At 61.3% G+C, this 18080-nt stretch carries 15 protein-coding genes; 7 read left to right on the forward strand and 8 right to left on the reverse strand.

Annotated elements, in window-relative coordinates:
* Nucleotides 1-53: 53 nt before the first annotated feature.
* On the forward strand, nt 54-356 hold the full coding sequence (locus tag VOI23_RS09145; RefSeq protein ID WP_323784352.1) for a monooxygenase: 303 nt from the start codon (nt 54-56) through the stop codon (nt 354-356).
* A gap of 168 nt (nt 357-524) precedes the next feature.
* Nucleotides 525-2549 (forward strand): NADPH-dependent 2,4-dienoyl-CoA reductase, encoded by a 2025-nt coding sequence (locus VOI23_RS09150; RefSeq protein WP_323784354.1) that lies wholly within the window; start codon nt 525-527, stop codon nt 2547-2549.
* 98 nt (nt 2550-2647) lie between these two features.
* Here VOI23_RS09150 and VOI23_RS09155 read toward each other — a convergent pair whose 3' ends face one another.
* Together VOI23_RS09155 and VOI23_RS09160 are read right to left on the reverse strand one after the other, a co-directional pair.
* Entirely contained in the window at nt 2648-2980 is a 333-nt protein-coding gene (locus VOI23_RS09155) for an antibiotic biosynthesis monooxygenase (protein WP_323784355.1), read from the reverse strand.
* A complete protein-coding gene (locus VOI23_RS09160; protein WP_323784356.1) occupies nt 2977-3300 on the reverse strand; it encodes an NIPSNAP family protein in 324 nt (107 codons plus the stop codon). Before VOI23_RS09160 ends, VOI23_RS09155 begins: the two co-directional genes overlap by 4 nt.
* 74 nt (nt 3301-3374) lie before the next feature.
* Here VOI23_RS09160 and VOI23_RS09165 point away from each other — a divergent pair, with 74 nt between their 5' ends.
* The 5 genes from VOI23_RS09165 (at nt 3375) to VOI23_RS09185 (ending at nt 9489) form a co-directional block, all read left to right on the forward strand.
* Nucleotides 3375-4067 carry a winged helix-turn-helix domain-containing protein gene (locus tag VOI23_RS09165; protein ID WP_323784357.1) on the forward strand — a complete coding sequence of 231 codons (693 nt, stop codon included), beginning with the start codon at nt 3375-3377 and terminating at the stop codon, nt 4065-4067.
* Between the two features lie 62 nt (nt 4068-4129).
* Nucleotides 4130-5038: an AEC family transporter gene (locus VOI23_RS09170; RefSeq protein WP_323784358.1), complete on the forward strand. Its 909-nt coding sequence runs from the start codon at nt 4130-4132 to the stop codon at nt 5036-5038.
* Between the two features lie 151 nt (nt 5039-5189).
* Nucleotides 5190-6095, forward strand: coding sequence for a LysR family transcriptional regulator (locus tag VOI23_RS09175; protein ID WP_323784359.1), 906 nt, complete (start codon nt 5190-5192; stop codon nt 6093-6095).
* Nucleotides 6096-6495: 400 nt separating this feature from the next.
* Entirely contained in the window at nt 6496-8115 is a 1620-nt protein-coding gene (locus tag VOI23_RS09180; RefSeq protein ID WP_323784360.1) for a methyl-accepting chemotaxis protein, read from the forward strand.
* A gap of 237 nt (nt 8116-8352) precedes the next feature.
* On the forward strand, nt 8353-9489 hold the full coding sequence (locus VOI23_RS09185) for an acyl-CoA dehydrogenase family protein (RefSeq protein ID WP_323784362.1): 1137 nt from the start codon (nt 8353-8355) through the stop codon (nt 9487-9489).
* Here VOI23_RS09185 and VOI23_RS09190 read toward each other — a convergent pair whose 3' ends face one another.
* From VOI23_RS09190 to ureE, 6 genes are all read right to left on the reverse strand, one after another.
* Nucleotides 9490-10371 (reverse strand): transglutaminase family protein, encoded by an 882-nt coding sequence (locus tag VOI23_RS09190; RefSeq protein ID WP_323784364.1) that lies wholly within the window; start codon nt 10369-10371, stop codon nt 9490-9492.
* Between the two features lie 5 nt (nt 10372-10376).
* A complete protein-coding gene (locus VOI23_RS09195; protein WP_323784366.1) occupies nt 10377-12758 on the reverse strand; it encodes a circularly permuted type 2 ATP-grasp protein in 2382 nt (793 codons plus the stop codon).
* Between the two features lie 6 nt (nt 12759-12764).
* Nucleotides 12765-16103, reverse strand: coding sequence for a transglutaminase family protein (locus tag VOI23_RS09200; protein WP_323784368.1), 3339 nt, complete (start codon nt 16101-16103; stop codon nt 12765-12767).
* 128 nt (nt 16104-16231) lie between these two features.
* Nucleotides 16232-16855 carry an urease accessory protein UreG gene (gene ureG / locus VOI23_RS09205; RefSeq protein WP_323784371.1) on the reverse strand — a complete coding sequence of 208 codons (624 nt, stop codon included), beginning with the start codon at nt 16853-16855 and terminating at the stop codon, nt 16232-16234.
* Complete coding sequence (locus tag VOI23_RS09210; RefSeq protein WP_323784373.1) at nt 16852-17520, reverse strand: urease accessory protein UreF; 669 nt, start codon at nt 17518-17520, stop codon at nt 16852-16854. Before VOI23_RS09210 ends, ureG begins: the two co-directional genes overlap by 4 nt.
* Nucleotides 17486-17998, reverse strand: coding sequence for an urease accessory protein UreE (gene ureE, locus VOI23_RS09215; RefSeq protein WP_323784375.1), 513 nt, complete (start codon nt 17996-17998; stop codon nt 17486-17488). The genes VOI23_RS09210 and ureE overlap by 35 nt, the downstream gene beginning before the upstream one ends.
* Between the last annotated feature and the right edge of the window lie 82 nt (nt 17999-18080).

Below are 18080 nucleotides of genomic sequence, written 5' to 3' on the forward strand. Positions count from 1 at the left end.
CGGGTGAACATGAAATCCGCGACCTGAACGCGGATATCTGCTAGGATCAAGATATGATTACAGAGATTGTCACTTTCGACCTGCCAGCTGACATGTCCCGAGAAGAGGTGTTGGCCCGGTATCAGGCGACGTTGCCGCGCTGGCGCGCCAACCCGGAGCTGATCCGCAAAACTTACCTCTATGATCCCGACGGCAATCGTGGCGGCGGGGTTTACCTGTGGAAGTCGGTAGAGGCGGCCAAGGCCGCGCATGATGCCGATTGGTGCCGCATGGCCGAGGAAACTTATGGCTGCGCGCCCCGGTTCGATTATTTTGAAGCCCCGCTGATCTTGGAAAACGACAACGACAAGGCGTAGGCGCAGGCCTTTGGTCTGCTGAAATCGGTTCCCGGGGCAAGACCGCAGACTGCCCGGTGTTGGCCCGACTTGCGCCTTGTTGCGCCCTGCCTTCGCTTTACGCTGCGTTTTGGATGACAATCCGCGCGGCCTCGGGCCAGATACCGGCCAATTGCAGGGAGGCATGTCATGACCACTTATCCGCACCTACTCGCCCCGCTTGATCTGGGATTCACCACGTTGAAGAACCGGGTCCTGATGGGGTCGATGCATACCGGGCTGGAAGAAACCAGGGATTGGCCGCGGGTGGCTGAATTCTATGCCGCCCGGGCCCGTGGCGGTATCGGTCTGATGGTGACCGGCGGGATCGGCCCCAATCTGGAAGGATCGGTGGCCCCCGGCGCGGCGATGATGGTCAGCGATGATGACGTGCAGAACCATTCGGTTGTCACCAAGGCGGTGCATGATGCGGGCGGCAAGATCGCGATGCAGATCCTGCATGCTGGACGCTATGCCTTTGGCCCCAAATGCGTCGCGCCCTCGGCGGTCAAATCTCCGATTTCTCCCTTCCCGCCAAACGAGCTGGACGAGGACGGCATCGAAAAGCAGATCGGCGATATCGTCAACGCTGCCGTGCGGTCGCGCAAGGCGGGCTATGACGGGGTCGAGATCATGGGATCGGAGGGCTATTTCCTCAACCAGTTCCTGGTAACCCATACCAACAAGCGGACCGACCGCTGGGGCGGGTCCTATGAAAACCGGATGCGGCTGCCGATCGAGGTTGTGCGGCGTGTGCGCGCAGCGGTGGGAGAGGATTTCATCATCATCTATCGTCTGTCGATGATCGACCTGGTGCCTGACGGATCGACCTTTGAAGAGGTGGTTCAACTGGCGCAAGAGATCGAAAAGGCGGGCGCAACGATCATCAACACCGGTATCGGCTGGCACGAGGCGCGGGTTCCCACCATTGCCACATCGGTGCCGCGCCGTGCCTTTGCCTGGGTCACCAAGAAACTGATGGGCAAGGTCGGCATTCCGGTCGTTACCTCGAACCGGATCAATACGCCCGAAGTGGGTGAAGAGGTTCTGGCCGAGGGCTGTGCCGACATGGTGTCGATGGCGCGCCCGCTGCTGGCCGATGCCGATTTCGTGGTCAAGGCAGAGACCGGACAGTCCGATCATATCGCGCCCTGTATCGGCTGCAATCAGGCCTGTCTGGATCACACATTCGGCGGCAAGCTGACCTCTTGTCTGGTCAATCCACGCGCCTGTCATGAGACCGAATTGGCGATCACCCCGACCGAACGGCCCAAAAGCATCGCCGTTGTCGGGGCGGGACCGGCCGGTTTGTCTGCGGCGCTGACCGCGGCGGAACGTGGCCATGCGGTCACCCTGTTCGACAAATCCAACCGGATCGGCGGGCAGTTGAATATGGCGCGGCAGGTCCCGGGCAAGGAAGAATTCAACGGGCTGGTCGATTGGTTCGCCAATATGGTCGCCGATGCGGGCATTACCGTGAAGCTGAACGCCGAAGCCGGGGTCGACGATCTGAAAGGCTTTGACGAGGTGATCATTGCCACCGGCGTCCTGCCGCGTGACCCGGGTATTCCGGGGCAGGACCGGGACAATGTCCTGAACTATATCGACGTGCTGCGCGACAAGGCCGAGGTCGGGCAGAAGGTGGCAATCATCGGTGCCGGTGGTATCGGGTTCGACGTGGCCGAATTTCTGGTCACCGGTGACAGCCCGACGCTGGATCTGCCGGAATGGTTGAAGGAATGGGGTGTTGCCGATCCCGAGATGGTGCGTGGCGGTTTGGCGCCCGAAGGGCCGCAACCGGATGCGCCGGTGCGCCAGGTCACGCTGATGCAGCGCAAGGCCAAGGCGCTGGGCAAAGGATTGGGCAAGACCACCGGCTGGATTCATCGCGCGACGCTGAAAATGAAAGACGTCGAAATGATCGGCGGCGTGAATTACGAAAAGATCGACGACGCGGGCCTGCATATCAGTTTCGGCGAGGCGCGGGAAAATCCGCGGGTGATCGAATGCGACACGGTGGTCCTGTGCGCCGGGCAGCTGAGCGAACGGTCGCTGGCCGACGCGCTACAAGCGGAAGGCATTTCCTGCCACGTGATCGGCGGTGCCGACGTTGCGGCGGAACTGGACGCAAAGCGGGCGATCAATCAGGGCACGCGGCTGGCGGCGGCACTTTAAGGTTGGGGTGCGGGGGCGTTGCCCCCCTTGGCCTGCGGCCAATTCCCCCCAGAGTATTTTGGCCAAGATGAAAGCGGCGCGGGAACCCCGAGGAAGCTCTATGCCTGTGGCTTTGGGGCCTCGTCCCGATCGGTCATGCCGTAATCGCGCAGCACCTGAACCACCTTCAGCCGGTAATCGGAAAAGATGCCCGCCCGGCCCTTGGCCTGCGCGACGCGGTGTTCGGCCAGGTTACGCCAGGTCTGCACCGCCTCTTCGTCGCGGAAGAAGGACAGCGACAACAGTTTGTCGGGATCGTTCAGGCTCTGGAACCGTTCGACCGAAATGAAACCCTCGACCTGTTCCAGCAATGGTTTCAGGTCGGCGGCGATGTCGAGGTATTCGGGCTTGCGCCCCTCGGCAATGTGGACTTCGAAAATGATCGCGATCATGATTGTTCTCCGTGCGGGGTCGAGGCCAGTTTGAAAAAGCAGCGGTCTTCGCGCAACAGGAAGCCTTCGCGTTGGGCAAATTCATAATTTTCCCGTCCCAGCGGATCGGCGGCCAGCCGGGCGCGATAGGATTCGTAATCGGCAAGGCTGGGCACGTTGTAGATGCCATAGGCGAGCGTTGTCGATCCTTCGTGCGGGGCGTAATAGCCGACCAGTTCGGCGCCGTTGCGTGGGATCGACTGACCCCAGTTGCGGGCATAGGTTTCGAATTGGGCCTTCTTGGTCGGGTCGATCTGGTAGCGGATGATGCAGGTCAGCATGTGCGGTCTCCTTTGTCGCGATGGCCGACCTATAGCGGCTTGTCCGGATGGAATGCTTCGGTCATGATCGAACTATGAAAGAAGGTCCCGATATCGCCCGCATCGCCGCCCTGATCGGCGATCCCGCCCGCGCCAATATCCTGACCGCGCTGATGGCGGGCAAGGCGCTGACCGCCAGCGAATTGGCGCAGGAGGCTGGGGTCAGCCTGCAGACGACCTCGGCCCATCTGGCCAAGCTGGACCAGGGCGGGCTGATTGGCATGCGCAAATCGGGGCGGCACAAATATTTCCGGCTGGCGGGGGATGAGGTCGCCGGGGTGCTTGAGGCGCTGATGGGGCTGGCGGCCGGGGCCGGGCATCTGCGCACGCGGACCGGGCCGAAGGACGTGGCGATGCGCCGGGCGCGGGTCTGTTACAACCATCTGGCCGGGGAAATGGGCGTGCGGATGTATGCCGCGATGCTGGGCCGGGGATATCTGCGGCAGGAGGGCGAGGCGCTGGCGCTGACCCCGGCGGGCACCGACTTCGTCGCCTCCTTGGGCATCGACTTGGGCGCTCTGCCGCGCAGCAAGGCGCCGATGTGCCGCGAATGCCTGGACTGGAGCGCGCGGCAATCGCATCTGGCAGGGCAGTTGGGCCGGGCCATGCTGAGCCATTTCATCGCCCGGGGCTGGGCCCGGCGGGACAAAGGCAGCCGGGTGGTCTGGTTCAGCCCGGCGGGCGAGGCAGCCTTCGACAGGCTGTTCGGCGCGGTGCAACCGGCCTGAGTCCGGGCGCTTTGCGCTTGTTCGCGCCCGGTCCGCGCCGTTAGATGTCAATAGGGGGCATCATGGTTTTCATCTCGATCCTGCTGGGGCTGTTGCCCAGTTTCATAATGGTGGGTCTGGGCGGGCTGATCCGCAACCGGTTGTCGGCGAATGCCTGGCAGGGGCTGGACCGGCTGAATTTCGAAATCCTGTTTCCGGCGCTGATTTTCGTGGCTGCATCCAGCCGTCCGATTGCCCTTACGGATATGGCGCGGATCGGCCCGGCGGTTTGGGCGATCCTGCTGTTTGCAATGTCGCTGGGATATCTGGCGCGGCGTTTCGGCCCCGACAGTTTCCGCGATTTCGCGGGCGCGTGGCAGACCGCGTGGCGGTTCAATACCGCGCTGGGGTTCGTCGCAGTGGAAACGCTGCACCCGGCCCCGGTGGGGGAATTGGCGGTGGCGGTGGGGATGGCGATCCCGATGGCCAACCTGCTGGCGGTGACGGCGCTGTCGCGCGGCAGCGGCAATTGGCGGCAGACTGTTTTCAAGGTGGCAACAAATCCATTCCTTCTGGCGTCGGTATCGGGCGTGATTGTCGGGGTCAGCGGGCTGTCGATCCCGGTGCCGGTGATGGCGCCGCTGGAAATGTTGTCGCGGGCTGCGATTCCGGTGGCGTTGATTTCCGTTGGCGCAACAATGAACTGGGGCGCTTTGGCCCGGATGACCCGGTTCAGCGCCATTATCGTGGCGACGAAATTGATTGCAGCCCCGGTTGCGGCACTTTCGCTGTGCCTTGTCGTTGAACCGGGGGAGGCAATTGCCCGCACGCTGATCCTGTTTGCGGCCTTGCCTACGGCGTCGGCGGCGCATGTTTTGGCTGCGGGCTTTGGCGCGGATCGCGAATTGGCGGCAACATTAGTGGCGCAGTCGACCCTGCTGGCTGCGGCCACTTTGCCGCTGTGGATCACCGTAATTACGGTTCTGTTTTAGAAACAATCGATCCGTGCAACACAGCGTTTCCTTGTTTCCGTGCCATTAACGATCCCTGACTTTACCCCGATATTGTCCAGTGCTTGCCCCAGTGCTGCCCGATTTCACCGTGATACCGGATGCTGAAGACGCAATACTGAAGGGTACGCAGATGGATCGCCTGACCGAAATGGAAGCTTTCGCCACCGTAGTGGACCAAGGAGGCTTCACCGATGCGGCCAAGAAAATGGGGATTTCGAAATCCGCTGTTTCAAAGCATGTTTCCAGTCTGGAAGCGCGCCTTGGTGCCCGTTTGCTGAACCGCACAACCCGCCGGGTTAGCCCGACCGAGATCGGGCTGGCCTATTACGACCGCGCCCGCCGGGTTCTGACCGATGCCGGTGAAGCCGACGCCTTGGTCAGTTCGATGCAATCGGCCCCCTCGGGCCTGTTGCGGATCAGCGTCGCCACCGATTTCGGTGTCAATCATTTGTCCCCGATCCTGGGCGAATTCCTGTCCGATTTCCCCGACATCACCGTCAATATGGTGCTGAACAACCGTTACGTGGAACTGATCAGCGAAGGGTTCGACATGGCGATCCGCATCGGTGAGCTGGAAGACAGCACCCTGCGCGCCCGCAAGCTGACCGAGACCACCAAGCGGATGATCGCCAGCCCGAAATATTTCGAACAACATGGCCGGCCGCAGAAGATCGACGATCTGAACGAACACAAGCTGCTGCATTATTCCAACCAGTCGAACGGCAATGTCTGGAAACTGACCGCGCCGTCGGGCGAAAAGCGGCAGGTCCGCACCGCCGGCTGGCTGAGCGTGAATGACGGACAGTCACTGCTGAATGCGGCGGTGTCGGGGCTGGGGATCGCCTATCTGCCCAGCTACCTTTATGCCGATGCGATGAAACAGGGTCTGGTCGAGGACGTGATCCCCGAGTTGCCGATGGAAACCCAAGGCATCTATGCGGTGTATCCGCCGGGCCGGTTCACCCAGCCCAAGGTCCGTGCCTTCATTGATTTCCTGGCTCATGCCTTTGCCGACAAAGGCCCGAGCATCTGGTAAGTATTTCCTCACGCGTTGATCAAGCGCCCCCTGGACCCTGGTGATTTCACCGGGGTCTTTTTCTTTGGGTTTCCGCGAATAAGTAACCGGCGCGGCGCGGCGCGGGCTGCGGCGGAAGTCTGCAAGACCTTCCAAATCCCACATTCAGGGGTACGAGTTCGTCTTTGCGGTCCAGAATTTTCAGGACACGCGATAAAGGCAGCTGCCTGATTTGTAAGCATTATGAGGTGTTTGGTCGAATTTTGTGAAATGATTGGAAAATATTCTGCAATAATTTTCATTTAATGAAATTAAAAATAGTTTCCTAATATGAACTTGTGAGTGGGCGTATTTCTAATTGAACATCAAAGGTCAGGCAGATGTGCTTGTTCGGTTTGTGCCCATGGCAGGAGTTTTTTCGATGAGTCAGTTTCGTAGTCGCCGTCCAGGTCTGTTCCAAAGCGTCTCGGCAAAAATCCTGTCCATTCAGGCCATTTCCTTTGTTGCGATGATCGTGATCGGGATCGCGGGCTATCACGGCATGACCTCGATCACTGCACGTCTGCATTCTGTTCACTTTGATCGCGTCGTGCCGCTGATCCATCTGAAAGAGATTTCCACCGGCTATGCGGTTGACGCGGTGCGCGTGGCGTCTTCTCCGGTGCATGGCGAACAAAGCTGGGCGCAAGCGCTGGCCGAGCTACAGGCGGTTCATGCCGAAATCGAAAAGAACTGGGCCGCCTATACGGAAAATGATCTGTCCCCCGGGGAAGCCGCGATCTTTGAAGACCTGCAAGCAGCCCGGCCGGATGCTGAAAAGGGGCTGAACAAACTGGAGGCATTGCTGCAAGCGGAAGACGCTGATGCGCTGCAAAACTATGTCTTTTTTGATTATTCGTATGAGTTCGAACCGATGTATTTTGCAGTCAAGCGCCTGATGGAATATCAGCAGCGCGAGGCAGACGCGATGACCTATGAGGCCGAAGCGCTGGCCAGCGATCTGACCAAGGCAATCGTCGGCCTTAGCATTGCGGCGATCGGTTTGGCGCTGATCGTGCTTTTGATGTTTAACCGCAAGCTGAAGCGGCAACTCGGTGCGGCGTTGCGACTGGCTGGGAATGTGGCCGCAGGCGATCTTCGGGAAACGGCCACCGTGCGGTCGCATGATGAAATCGGCCAATTGGTCGGGTCGCTCAACTCGATGGTTCTGAAACTGCGGGACGTGGTGGGTGATGTGACCGATTCGGCGCGCAACGTGGCTGCTGCCGCAGGACAGACATCCGCGACCTCCGAGCAGCTGAACCGGGGCGCTGTCGATCAGGCGGCGAGCAGCGAAGAAGTGTCCGCATCAATGACCCAGATGGCGGCCAACGTGCAAAGCAGCGCCCGCAACGCGATGGAAACCGAGGACATGGCGAAACGTGCCGCAGAGGACGCGCGCCAGACCGGAGAAACCGTGGCAGAGGCGGTGCAATCAATGCAGACCATCGCGAACACCATCACGGTGGTCCAGGAAATCGCCCGTCAGACCGATCTTTTGGCGTTGAACGCCGCAGTGGAAGCCGCCCGTGCCGGCGAACACGGGCGCGGATTTGCGGTGGTGGCGCAAGAGGTGCGCAAGCTTGCCGAAAATTGTCAGCAGGCGGCGGAAGAAATTTCAACGCTGTCGCGGAACACGACGACATCCGCAACCAGCGCCGGTGAAAAGCTGTCAAAGCTGGTCCCTGATATCGAAAAGACCTCGGCCCTTGTTTCCAGCATTTCGGCCAGCGCGCGCGAACAGTCGATCGGGGTTGATCAGGTTGCGACGGCGATCGAACAACTTGATCAAGTGGCGCAGCAAACCGGCGCCGCGTCAGAGGAACTGGCCGCCAATGCAGTCGAACTGTCGAGCCAGGCGGATTTGCTGGAACAGACGATTTCCTTCTTCAAGCTGGACCAAGAAGAGCCCGCGCAGGACCAAGCGGAGCTGTTGATCATGCCGAGTTTCGCGGAACAAGACCCGCAAGCGGATTTCAAGCCGCTGAAGGTAGTCGCCTGATCGGCAAGGAAACTTAGCGGCAGGCCGTGCCCCGCAGGTCTGACCCCAACCACGTCCAATTGGAACCCGATACGTCCCGGCGTATCGGGTTCTTCCTGTCTGCCGATGACGGAACGGGCCGGGATCGGGGGGCTTGCAAAACTCCTGCAAGGTTTTGCGCCGATACCCTCTTTGCGTTGGGCCGGGGTTCTGACATCTTGCCGGCCAATCGGGAAATGGCAGCGGGGAGGCTTCATCATGACCGTACTGACCGAAGATCAACAGATGATTCAGGATATGGCGCGGGGGTTTGCCCGTGATGTGCTGGCACCGGGCGCGGCGGCGCGGGATCGCTCGAAGGTTATCGAACCTGAGATTCTGGCACAGATGGGCGAACTGGGGTTCCTTGGCATGACGGTGCCGGAAGATCTGGGCGGTGTCGGGGCCGATTACGTGTCCTATGCGCTGGCTCTGATCGAAATCGCCGCCGGGGACGGTGCGGTTTCCACTGTGATGAGCGTGCATAACGCGCCCTTCAACGCGATCCTGCAACGCTATGGCAGTGATGAACAGAAAGACCGGGTGTTGCGCCCCGCTACCGCGGGAAAGTTCATCGGGGCCTTCGCCCTGACCGAACCCCATGCCGGGTCCGATGCCTCGGCCATCCGCAGCCGGGCGCGACGGGATGGCGACGATTACGTGATCAACGGCGAAAAGGCGTTCATCACCTCGGGCCAGATCGGTGAATGGGTGGTGGTCTTTGCCCGCATGGAAGGCAGCGAAGGCAAGAACGGGATCACCGCGTTTCTGGTCAAAACCGACACCCCCGGCTATCACGTCACGTCGGTCGAGGAAAAGCTGGGTCAGCGCTGTTCCGACACTTGTGCCTTGCGGTTCGAGGACATGAGGGTGCCCGCCGATATGCGGATCGGCGCAGAAGGCGATGGCTATCGCATCGCCTTGTCAAGCTTAGAGACCGGCCGCATCGGTATCGCGTCGCAATCGGTCGGCATGGCGCAGGCGGCGCTGGATATGGCGATCGACTATGCCAAGGACCGGCAGTCTTTCGGTCAGCCGCTGATCGCTCATCAGGCCGTCGGGTTCCGTCTGGCCGATGCGCGCACCGAACTGGAAGCAGCGCGGCAGCTTGTGCTGAACGCGGCCCGGATGAAGGATGCGGGCATTCCCTGCCTGACCGAAGCGGCGATGGCCAAGCTGTTCGCCTCGGAAGCAGCAGAACGGATCATTTCCGCGTCGATCCAGACCTTTGGCGGCTATGGCTACATGCAGGATTTCGCGGTTGAACGGATTTACCGCGATGCGCGGGTCTGTCAGATTTACGAGGGCACCAGCGATATTCAGAAGCTGATCATCACCCGGGCTCTGGCGGGTTGATCAGTCCAGTGGGATGACATCGACGCGGTGGGAACTGACCTGATCCCCCGCGATCCGCACCACGCCCCGGATAGGTGCTACGTCGGAATAATCGCGGCCATAGGCCGACACGATGTGATCGGCCCCCACCACCAGATCATTGGTCGGATCATATTCCAGCCACCCCAGTTGCGTCCCGCCCCAGACGCGGACCCAGGCATGCATTGCATCGGCGCCTTCCAGCCGCGGCTGACCCTCTGGGGGAATGGTGCGCAGGTACCCTCCGACATATCCGGCCGGAATGCCGATGCCGCGCAGACAGGCGATCATGACATGGCTGAAATCCTGGCAAACGCCGTGGCGGTTGGCGAAGGCCGTTTCGGTGGCGGTATCGACATCGGTGGCGTCAGCATCATAGGTCATGTCTTCATGCAGCCGCTGCCCGATTGCCAGCGCCGCCTGAACCACGCTCATGCCGTCATTGATCGAGGCGCGGGCATAGGCCGTCATGTCGGCATGGGGGCGCACCCGTGGCGACGCGGCGAGGAAGTGATGCGGCGATTCCGGTCCGATATTCCTGACCGCATGCAATTGCGCCCGCAGATCAGTCAGCGCCACGCCATCCGACGCCGCGAGCGGTGGCGGCGAGGTGCAGGCCACTTCGGTCAGAAGCGCCACGCTGAGCGCGTTGATCGGCATCTGAAAGGCGATTTCGGTGACCTGATTGCCGAAGAAATCCAACCAGTCTCTGCGTTCGCTTGGTGGTGGCGACACCGTCACATTACAGTGCGTCACCTGTTGACGTCCCGGGATCGGCCTAGGGCTGACCCGGATAAGATTGCGCGCCGCATGAGAGGCGGCGGCATAGGTGTAGTCCTGCTGCATCCTGATTTCGTACCGCATCACCATCACCTCATGTAAATCGATGACAGGCTGGTGCTGAGTTCAAAGAGTCGCTGGCGGATATCGTCGAAATCCGTGCTCTCGATGTCTTCGGGTCGGGCGCCGATCAGGAATTGCTGAACCGCTGTGATCTGACGGAACAGGGTTTCACGCCACTCCGTGTGGTCGGGATTGCGCGGCAGATCGGGCACCAGGCTGCACAGGATGTCAATTTGGAACAGGACCGACCGGGGGTTGCCCAGATCGAGCATCATCAGGTCCAGCACGCTGTAACGGTTGGGATCGACCAGAAACAGCCGCTGGTGGGTGGATATGCTGTCGCCATATTCGATCGCCAGATCGAGGCTGCCATTTGGTGCCCCGGCAGCGGTGAAGCTTTGCAACACATCGTTCAGCGTGATCGCCCGTTCCAACGCCCGTCCGAATTCAAGAAAGCGCCAGCCGGACGACCGGTACATGTTTTCCAGAACCAGCCCGCCGAAGCCTGACAATTTGCGCAGCAGAACGCTCATCGCGCGGGCGCAATCGTCGCCGGCGCGCACGGTTTCGGCCATCCCTGTCAGCGTCTGGTTGAGATCGCTCAGCGCCACCCAGGCATCGACCGAGAACCTGTCGCGCACCTTGCTGGCGCAGTGGGTTGCGGCACCAATTTGCTGAATCAGCACCTCGGGCAAATCCTGATCCAGATCTACGCCAAGCCGGTCGAGATGCGCCGCCAGATGCTGTAACCGCTGCGAATGGGCCGGTTCGCCTTCGCTGATGCGGCGGTGATAGCTGCGGATCAGGCGGATCGTGCTTTCGGCCCGTTCGACATAGCGGCCCAGCCAGAACAGGTTGTCGGCGGCGCGACTGGGCAGGGCACCCTGCAACACCCGCTGATAGGTATCGCGGTTGGGGTCCAGCGGGTCACGCGGCACGTCTTTGTCCGACACCACCCAGACATCGGCGACCGATCCGCCCCGTTGCATCGACAGTGCCGAATTTTCACCGCCAGGTCCGATCCGGGCATAGCCGCCGGGCATCACCGCCCAGCCGGTGGGGGTGCGGGCCAGAAACACCCGCAGCACCATGGGGCGCGGCACCAATCGGCCATTTTCATAGCAGGGCGTGGTCGACAGGCTGACGGCCTCCTGACCGACAAGGGTGCCGTCCCAATCGTCGGGGCGGGTGAGGCCGTTGATACCGGTCGGGCCCATTGCGCTGATATTGGAATCATGCGGCAATCCGGTCGTCAGAGCCGGGGCCAGCGCCAGTTTGTGGATGTTGTTTTGCACATAGGCACGGGCGCGTGGGTCGCCACACCACCATGTTGCGATATTGGGCAGTTTCAGCTTCTGGCCCAGCAGGATTTCCGACAGCCGCGGCAGGAAGGCCATCAGGGCGCGGGTTTCCAGCACGCCGCTGCCCAAAGCATTGCTGAGGGCAAGGCTGCCAGAGCGGACCGCGCTGACCAGTCCCGGGGTGCCGATCCGGCTGGTTTCGTTCAGTTCCAGCGGGTCCGCGAATTGCGCATCCATCCGCCGCCACAACATCGACACCGGTTTCAACCCCGAAACGGTGCGCACCATGGCCTGACCGTTATGGACGGTCAGGTCCTCGCCTTCCAGCAGCATCAGGCCAAGATAGCGGGCGATGAAGACATGTTCGAAATAGGCGTCGTTATTGGGCCCCGGGGTCAGGATTGCCAGCATGTCGCCATCGCTCATCCCGCGCAGCGCGTCGCGGAACCGGCGGAAGAACCCGGCCAGCCGGTGGACATTGGTGTCGGGAAAGAAATCGGAATACATATGCGCGCTGGCGCGGCGGTTTTCCAGCGCGAAACCGGCACCCGACGGCGCCTGAGTGCGGTCGCCCAGCACGAACCAGCTGCCATCTGGATTGCGGCCCAGTTCGAAGGCCAGATGTTGCAGGTACCGGCCCGAACGGGGCCGGATGCCGACCATCGGGCGCAGCCATTCGGGGTTTTGCGCCAGCAGTTCCGCAGGAAGCTGCCCGTTGCGGACCAGCCGTTGTGGGCCATAGATATCGGCCACGACCCGTTCCAGCAGGTTGGCACGCTGAATCAGGCCGGTTTCGATCCGGGCCCAGTCGCTGTCATGCAGCAACACCGGGATATGGCTGAGCGGCCAGTCGCGGTCTTCGCCAGAGGACGTGGAATAGCGGCGAAAAAACACCCCCATGTCGCGCAGGTATTGATTGCCGCGATGAAACCGGGCTTCGCATTGGGTCGGTCCCAGCCGGTTCAGGTAGGCAATGAAATCGCGCCAGACCGGCCGCATGACCCCCTGAGCATCGAACAGCTCATCCGCCGTGCCGTCAGGCACGCTGTAGCCTTCCGGCAAATTTGACGGGTCGGGCTGGTTGATCCGTTGCTCATCATCCGGCATCGGCGGTCAGATCCCCGGTGAGCGCCTGAGATCCAATGTATGCGGAAATTCCGGATGCGTTGTCTCGGGCGCGGGTATGTATGTCCCAGATGTATGACCGTGCGGTTCGAACCGCGCAAGCCTGCGCGCTTCGGCTTCGTTGCCATTGACCGGAAAGGTTTCGTAACTGCGCCCGCCGGGATGGGCAACGTGATAAACGCACCCGCCCAGAGCGCGGCCTGTCCAGCTGTCGTAAATGTCAAAGGTCAGCGGCGCGTTGACCGGCAAAACGGGATGTAATGCCTCGGCCGGTTGCCAGGCTTTGAACCGGACAGCGCCTACAAAGGTGCCGGCCTCTTCGGTTGCGGCCAGTGGCACGGTACGTTGATTGCAGGTGACGACATAGCGATCTGGAGTGGGGGTGCTTAGTTTGACCTGTAGCCGTTCCACCGAACTGTCGGTGTAGCGTACCGTTCCGCCGATGGCGCCGGTTTCGCCCAGCACGTGCCACGGTTCCAGCGCCTGACGTAGTTCCAGCGTGTTGCCTTCATAGGTGACTTCGCCGCAGAACGGGAAGCGGAATTCAGACTGCGCCTTGAACCAGTCGGGGTTCATGTCAAAACCGTGATCTCCGAGGTCGCGTAACACGTCCATCAGGTCATCCCACAAGAAATGCGGCAGCATGTACCGGTCGTGCAGCACCGTGCCCCAGCGTACCGGTTTGCCTTTGATCGGGGCCTTCCACATCCGTGCGATGATGGCGCGGATCAGCAATTGCTGCGCAAGGCTCATGCGTGGATTTGGCGGCATTTCAAAGCCACGGAATTCAACCAGACCCAGCCGCCCGGTGGGACCGTCGGGGGAATAGAGCTTGTCGATGCAAATTTCGGCCCGGTGGGTGTTGCCGGTCACGTCGATCATCATGTTGCGCAGCAGCCGGTCGATCAGCCACGGCTGCGGTGCGGGACCTTCGTCGGGATCGGGAATCTGGCTCAGCGCGATTTCCAGCTCGTACAGGCTGTCATGGCGGGCTTCGTCGATCCTTGGTGCCTGCGAGGTCGGGCCGATGAACAGGCCCGAGAACAGGTAGCTGAGCGATGGGTGCCGCTGCCAGAAGAGGATCAGCGACCGCAGCAGGTCGGGGCGGCGCAGGAACGGGCTGTCGAGCGGCGTGGCGCCGCCCACGACCACGTGATTGCCGCCACCGGTGCCGGTGTGACGCCCGTCGAGCATGAATTTATCGGCACCCAGACGGCATTGCCGGGCTTCTTCATACACGGCTTCGGTGGTGGCAACGCAGTCGTCCCAACTGTCGGCGGGGTGAATATTGACCTCGATCACGCCGGGATCGGGGGCGACGCGGATCACGTTGATACGCGGGTCATGCGGCGGGGAGTAGCCTTCGATATGCACTGGCAGGCCCAGTTTGCGGGCCGCCGTTTCGGCGGCAGCGACCAGTTCAAGGTAATCTTCGGCATCTTCGACCGGCGGCATGAATACGCACAGGCGACCATCGCGTTCTTCGACCGACAGGGCGGTGCGCACCGCGCCGCCGACTTCGCCGAGTTCCTGTTCGATAATATCCTGACCGGCGCGCCCGGCGGTGATGCTGGACACCGGTTGGGTATGTTCCGGCGTCGGTTCGGGTTTTTCACGTTTATTGTCGAAATCGGGCAGGTCGCCGCGCGGCACCGTCGGGTCGGTGACATAGGTATAGGGATATTGCGATTTCGGAAGATGCGGCAGCGCGTCGAGCGGCAGGCGGTAGCCGACCGGGCTGTCACCGGGCACCAGAAACAGATGGCCGCGGCGCATTTTCCATTTTTCCGACCGCCAGACATGGCCGGTCGCCTTGGATTGCCAGCGCTGGATCGGCAGCACATAGCCCGCCGGATCGGTCAGCCCGCGGCCAAAGACACGGGCGATGCGATTGCGTTCTTCGGGGTCTTTCAGTTTCGAATTCTGCGGCGTGACGTTTTCGGGCAGGTTGCCTTCTTTCACGATCCATTCGGCGGGGTCTTCAAAGGCGGGTTGCACCATGTCAGCATCCACCCCGAGCGTTTCGGCAATGCCGGTCATCAGCTTGGCCGCATCGTCATGAGTGGCGCCGGTCTGGGCGGTTTCCGTTGCGATCAGGTCTGGATCGTGCCAGATCGGTTTGCCGTCCTTGCGCCAATAGAGCGAAAAGGTCCAGCGCGGCAGGGTTTCACCGGGATACCATTTGCCCTGTCCGTAATGCAGGAACCCACCGGGGGCGAAGCGTTTTTGCAGCCGCCGGATCAGGGTGTCGGCCAGATCGCGTTTCATCGGACCAACGGCGGCGGTGTTCCATTCGTCGCTTTCGAAATCGTCGATCGACACGAAGGTCGGTTCACCGCCCATGGTCAGGCGCACGTCGCCGTCTTTCAGGCTGTCGTCGACCTTGGCCCCCAGGGTCAGCAGGTCGGTCCAGGCTTCGTCCGAAAACGGTTTGGTGATGCGCGGATGTTCGGCGGTGCGTTTGACCGTCATGTCAAAGTCGAAGTCGACCTCAGCGGCGCTGGCCATGCCGGAAATGGGCGCGGCGTTGCGGTAATGCGGCGTGGCGGCCAGCGGGATATGGCTTTCGCCAGCCAGCAGCCCGCTGGTCGGGTCCAGCCCGACCCAGCCGGCGCCGGGGATGAAGGCCTCGACCCAGGCGTGCAGATCGGTGAAGTCATGTTCGGTGCCCGAGGGACCGTCGAGGGCCTTAAGGTCCGGTTTCAGCTGAATCAGGTAGCCCGACACGAAGCGCGCGGCGATGCCCAGATGGCGCAGCACCTGCACCAGAAGCCAGCTGGAATCACGGCACGACCCGGTGCCGATTTCCAGCGTTTCCTCGGGCGTTTGCACCCCGGGTTCCATGCGGATGACATAGCCGACATTGGAACTTACCAGTGCATTCAGGGCCACCAGCTTATCCGTGGTGCGCAAACTGTCGCGCGGGATCGCGGCGACGAAATCGGCCATCAACGGCCCCATCGGTTCCGGTTTGAGGTAGATCGACAGATCCTCATCGAAATCCAGCGGGTAGGTGAAGGGCCAGTTTTCCGCGCTTTCCTCGACGAAGAAATCGAACGGATTATAGACCGACATATCGGCGGTCAGATCGACCTCGATCTTGAATTCCCGCACCGGTTCTGGAAACACGAAACGCGCCTGCCAATTGCCATACGGGTCCTGCTGGTGGTTCACGAAATGCGGTTGCGGCCCGACTTTCAGAGAATGGCTGATCACCCGTGTTCTGCCATGCGGTGCAGGGCGCAGGCGTATGATCTGAGGGCCCAAGCTGACGGGGCGGTCATATTTGTAATGAGTCAGGTGATGAATAGAAGCAATAATCGCCATTGGATACCTGTCTGATTGGTCATTTGCCCAGTATGAAGGAGCTGGAAATCCGGATCATTTCGAAACGCGCGCCGGGGTCTGTCCGGTCGAGCTTATCTGCGGCGCTGCCGAAAAAACAGGCAAAGCGTTCAAGTTGCCGCGACCAGCCCGCCGATGTCTTCGATCAGGGCGATCACCGGTTCGATACCGTCACCCCGGCGCAGCGCGGTAAAGACAAAGGGCCGCCCGGCGCGCATCCGCGTCGCATCGCGGTCCATCACCTCCAACGACGCACCGACATGCGGGGCGAGATCGGTTTTGTTGATCACCAGAATGTCGGATTTGGTGATCGCCGGACCGCCCTTGCGCGGGATTTCTTCGCCTGCTGCCACGTCGATCACATAGATGGTCAGATCGGCCAGTTCCGGGCTGAACGTGGCGCTGAGATTGTCACCCCCCGATTCAATCAGTACCAGATCGAGGTCGGGGTGGCGGTTGCGCATTTCATCCACGGCGGCGAGGTTGATCGAAGCGTCTTCGCGGATCGCCGTATGCGGGCAGCCGCCGGTTTCAACCCCGATGATGCGGTCCTGCGGCAGCACCTGCAACCGCATCAGCGCTTCGGCGTCTTCCTGAGTATAGATGTCATTGGTGATCGCGCCGATGGAATAGCGGCCCGACAGCGCCTTGCACAGGGCGGCGGTGAGGGTGGTTTTCCCGGCGCCAACCGGGCCGCCGATGCCGATGCGCAGAGGACCGTGAGGGGAAGTCATGAACGGAACAGCCTTGTATATTGGGTTTCATGTTTCATCGCGGCGATATCGGCCAGAAAGACCGAACCGCCCAGATCGTCAAGCTCCAGCGTCTCGGTGTCCCGAGCAAGGGTTTCACAAAGCGGTGCGAGCGCGGTCACGATGGATTGACCTTCGGTCTGGCCCAGGGGCACCAGCCGGATCGCCGCCGAGGTCAGGTTGCTGGCGAAGGCGTGCAGATACATCGCGCCGGTCTGGCGCAGGGGGATATTGTTACGCCTGGCAGCATGGCCGACGGCCACCGGGTAGGTCAAATCAGGCAGGTCATCGCCCCAGATCGCGGTGGTCGTCCGGCAGAACGCTGCCCCCTGTGCATTGGTTTCCAGCAGCCGTTCCTTCGACGCGGCAAAGGCGCGGGCGGTCTCGTCGATGTCACGCAGCGCAGCCGGGTCGGCGCGATAGGCGCAGGCCAGCAGGATCGCGTCGTTGCGGCCCGTTCCAAAGCGCAGGATATCGCCCAGCCAGTCGCGGAAACTGTCGGCGTCCTGCACCTGTCCGGCCTCAATCGCCCATTCCAGCCCGTGGCTATAGCTGAAGGCCCCCACCGGGTAGGCGGGCGACAGCCATTGCGCCAAAGTCAGAAGAGCCTGTTCAGTGATCATGTTCATGTCCGTGGGAATGAGCATGGCCGTTTTCATGGCTGTGCAGGGTCGCGCCATGTTCGTGGCTATGAGTGCGGCCATGACCATAGGCGCCGCCTTCGGGGAGGAAGGGTTCGCTGACCTCGCTTACCGTGGCCCCCAAGTGGTGCAGCATCGCTTCGATCACGTGGTCGCGCTGGATCAGCAGCCGGGCGGCTTCGATTTGGCAGGGGGTGTGGCGGTTGCCGATATGCCAGGCCAGCCGGGGCAGGTTGTCACCGGTGATCTGCAGAAGGTTTTCATCCGCCGCGTTGACTTCGATCCGTCGCCCGTCTTGCAGTTCGAAGGCGTCACCATCACCGACAGAGGTGGTTTGTTGCAGATCGACCAGAAACCTGTCTCCCTGCACCGTTCGCAGCATTTTGCGGCGCAGGAAACGTTCCTCATAGGTTAACGCCACCTTGCCGATGGAGTCGCTCCAATCGCCTTTTTTTCGCAACATGTATGCATTTGGCAGGGTCATTGCATATATCCTGTGTCAGACCGGGATTGAGATTTGTTAAACTTTGGTCTGCATCCGTCGTCTAAAAAAACAACAAGAAGCG

Origin of the sequence: Thalassovita sp., from assembly GCF_034670005.1 — a bacterium.
In the GTDB taxonomy this organism is placed as follows: Bacteria; Pseudomonadota; Alphaproteobacteria; order Rhodobacterales; family Rhodobacteraceae; genus Thalassobius.

Excerpts from the sequence above, each read along its gene's own strand:
- VOI23_RS09145 (WP_323784352.1), top strand. The coding sequence starts at position 54 with ATGATTACAGAGATTGTCACTTTCGACCTGCCAGCTGACATGTCCCGA.
- VOI23_RS09150 (WP_323784354.1), top strand. The coding sequence starts at position 525 with ATGACCACTTATCCGCACCTACTCGCCCCGCTTGATCTGGGATTCACC.
- VOI23_RS09155 (WP_323784355.1), bottom strand. The coding sequence starts at position 2,980 with ATGATCGCGATCATTTTCGAAGTCCACATTGCCGAGGGGCGCAAGCCC.
- VOI23_RS09160 (WP_323784356.1), bottom strand. The coding sequence starts at position 3,300 with ATGCTGACCTGCATCATCCGCTACCAGATCGACCCGACCAAGAAGGCC.
- VOI23_RS09165 (WP_323784357.1), top strand. The coding sequence starts at position 3,375 with ATGAAAGAAGGTCCCGATATCGCCCGCATCGCCGCCCTGATCGGCGAT.
- VOI23_RS09170 (WP_323784358.1), top strand. The coding sequence starts at position 4,130 with ATGGTTTTCATCTCGATCCTGCTGGGGCTGTTGCCCAGTTTCATAATG.
- VOI23_RS09175 (WP_323784359.1), top strand. The coding sequence starts at position 5,190 with ATGGATCGCCTGACCGAAATGGAAGCTTTCGCCACCGTAGTGGACCAA.
- VOI23_RS09180 (WP_323784360.1), top strand. The coding sequence starts at position 6,496 with ATGAGTCAGTTTCGTAGTCGCCGTCCAGGTCTGTTCCAAAGCGTCTCG.
- VOI23_RS09185 (WP_323784362.1), top strand. The coding sequence starts at position 8,353 with ATGACCGTACTGACCGAAGATCAACAGATGATTCAGGATATGGCGCGG.
- VOI23_RS09190 (WP_323784364.1), bottom strand. The coding sequence starts at position 10,371 with ATGCGGTACGAAATCAGGATGCAGCAGGACTACACCTATGCCGCCGCC.
- VOI23_RS09195 (WP_323784366.1), bottom strand. The coding sequence starts at position 12,758 with ATGCCGGATGATGAGCAACGGATCAACCAGCCCGACCCGTCAAATTTG.
- VOI23_RS09200 (WP_323784368.1), bottom strand. The coding sequence starts at position 16,103 with ATGGCGATTATTGCTTCTATTCATCACCTGACTCATTACAAATATGAC.
- ureG (WP_323784371.1), bottom strand. The coding sequence starts at position 16,855 with ATGACTTCCCCTCACGGTCCTCTGCGCATCGGCATCGGCGGCCCGGTT.
- VOI23_RS09210 (WP_323784373.1), bottom strand. The coding sequence starts at position 17,520 with ATGCTCATTCCCACGGACATGAACATGATCACTGAACAGGCTCTTCTG.
- ureE (WP_323784375.1), bottom strand. The coding sequence starts at position 17,998 with ATGACCCTGCCAAATGCATACATGTTGCGAAAAAAAGGCGATTGGAGC.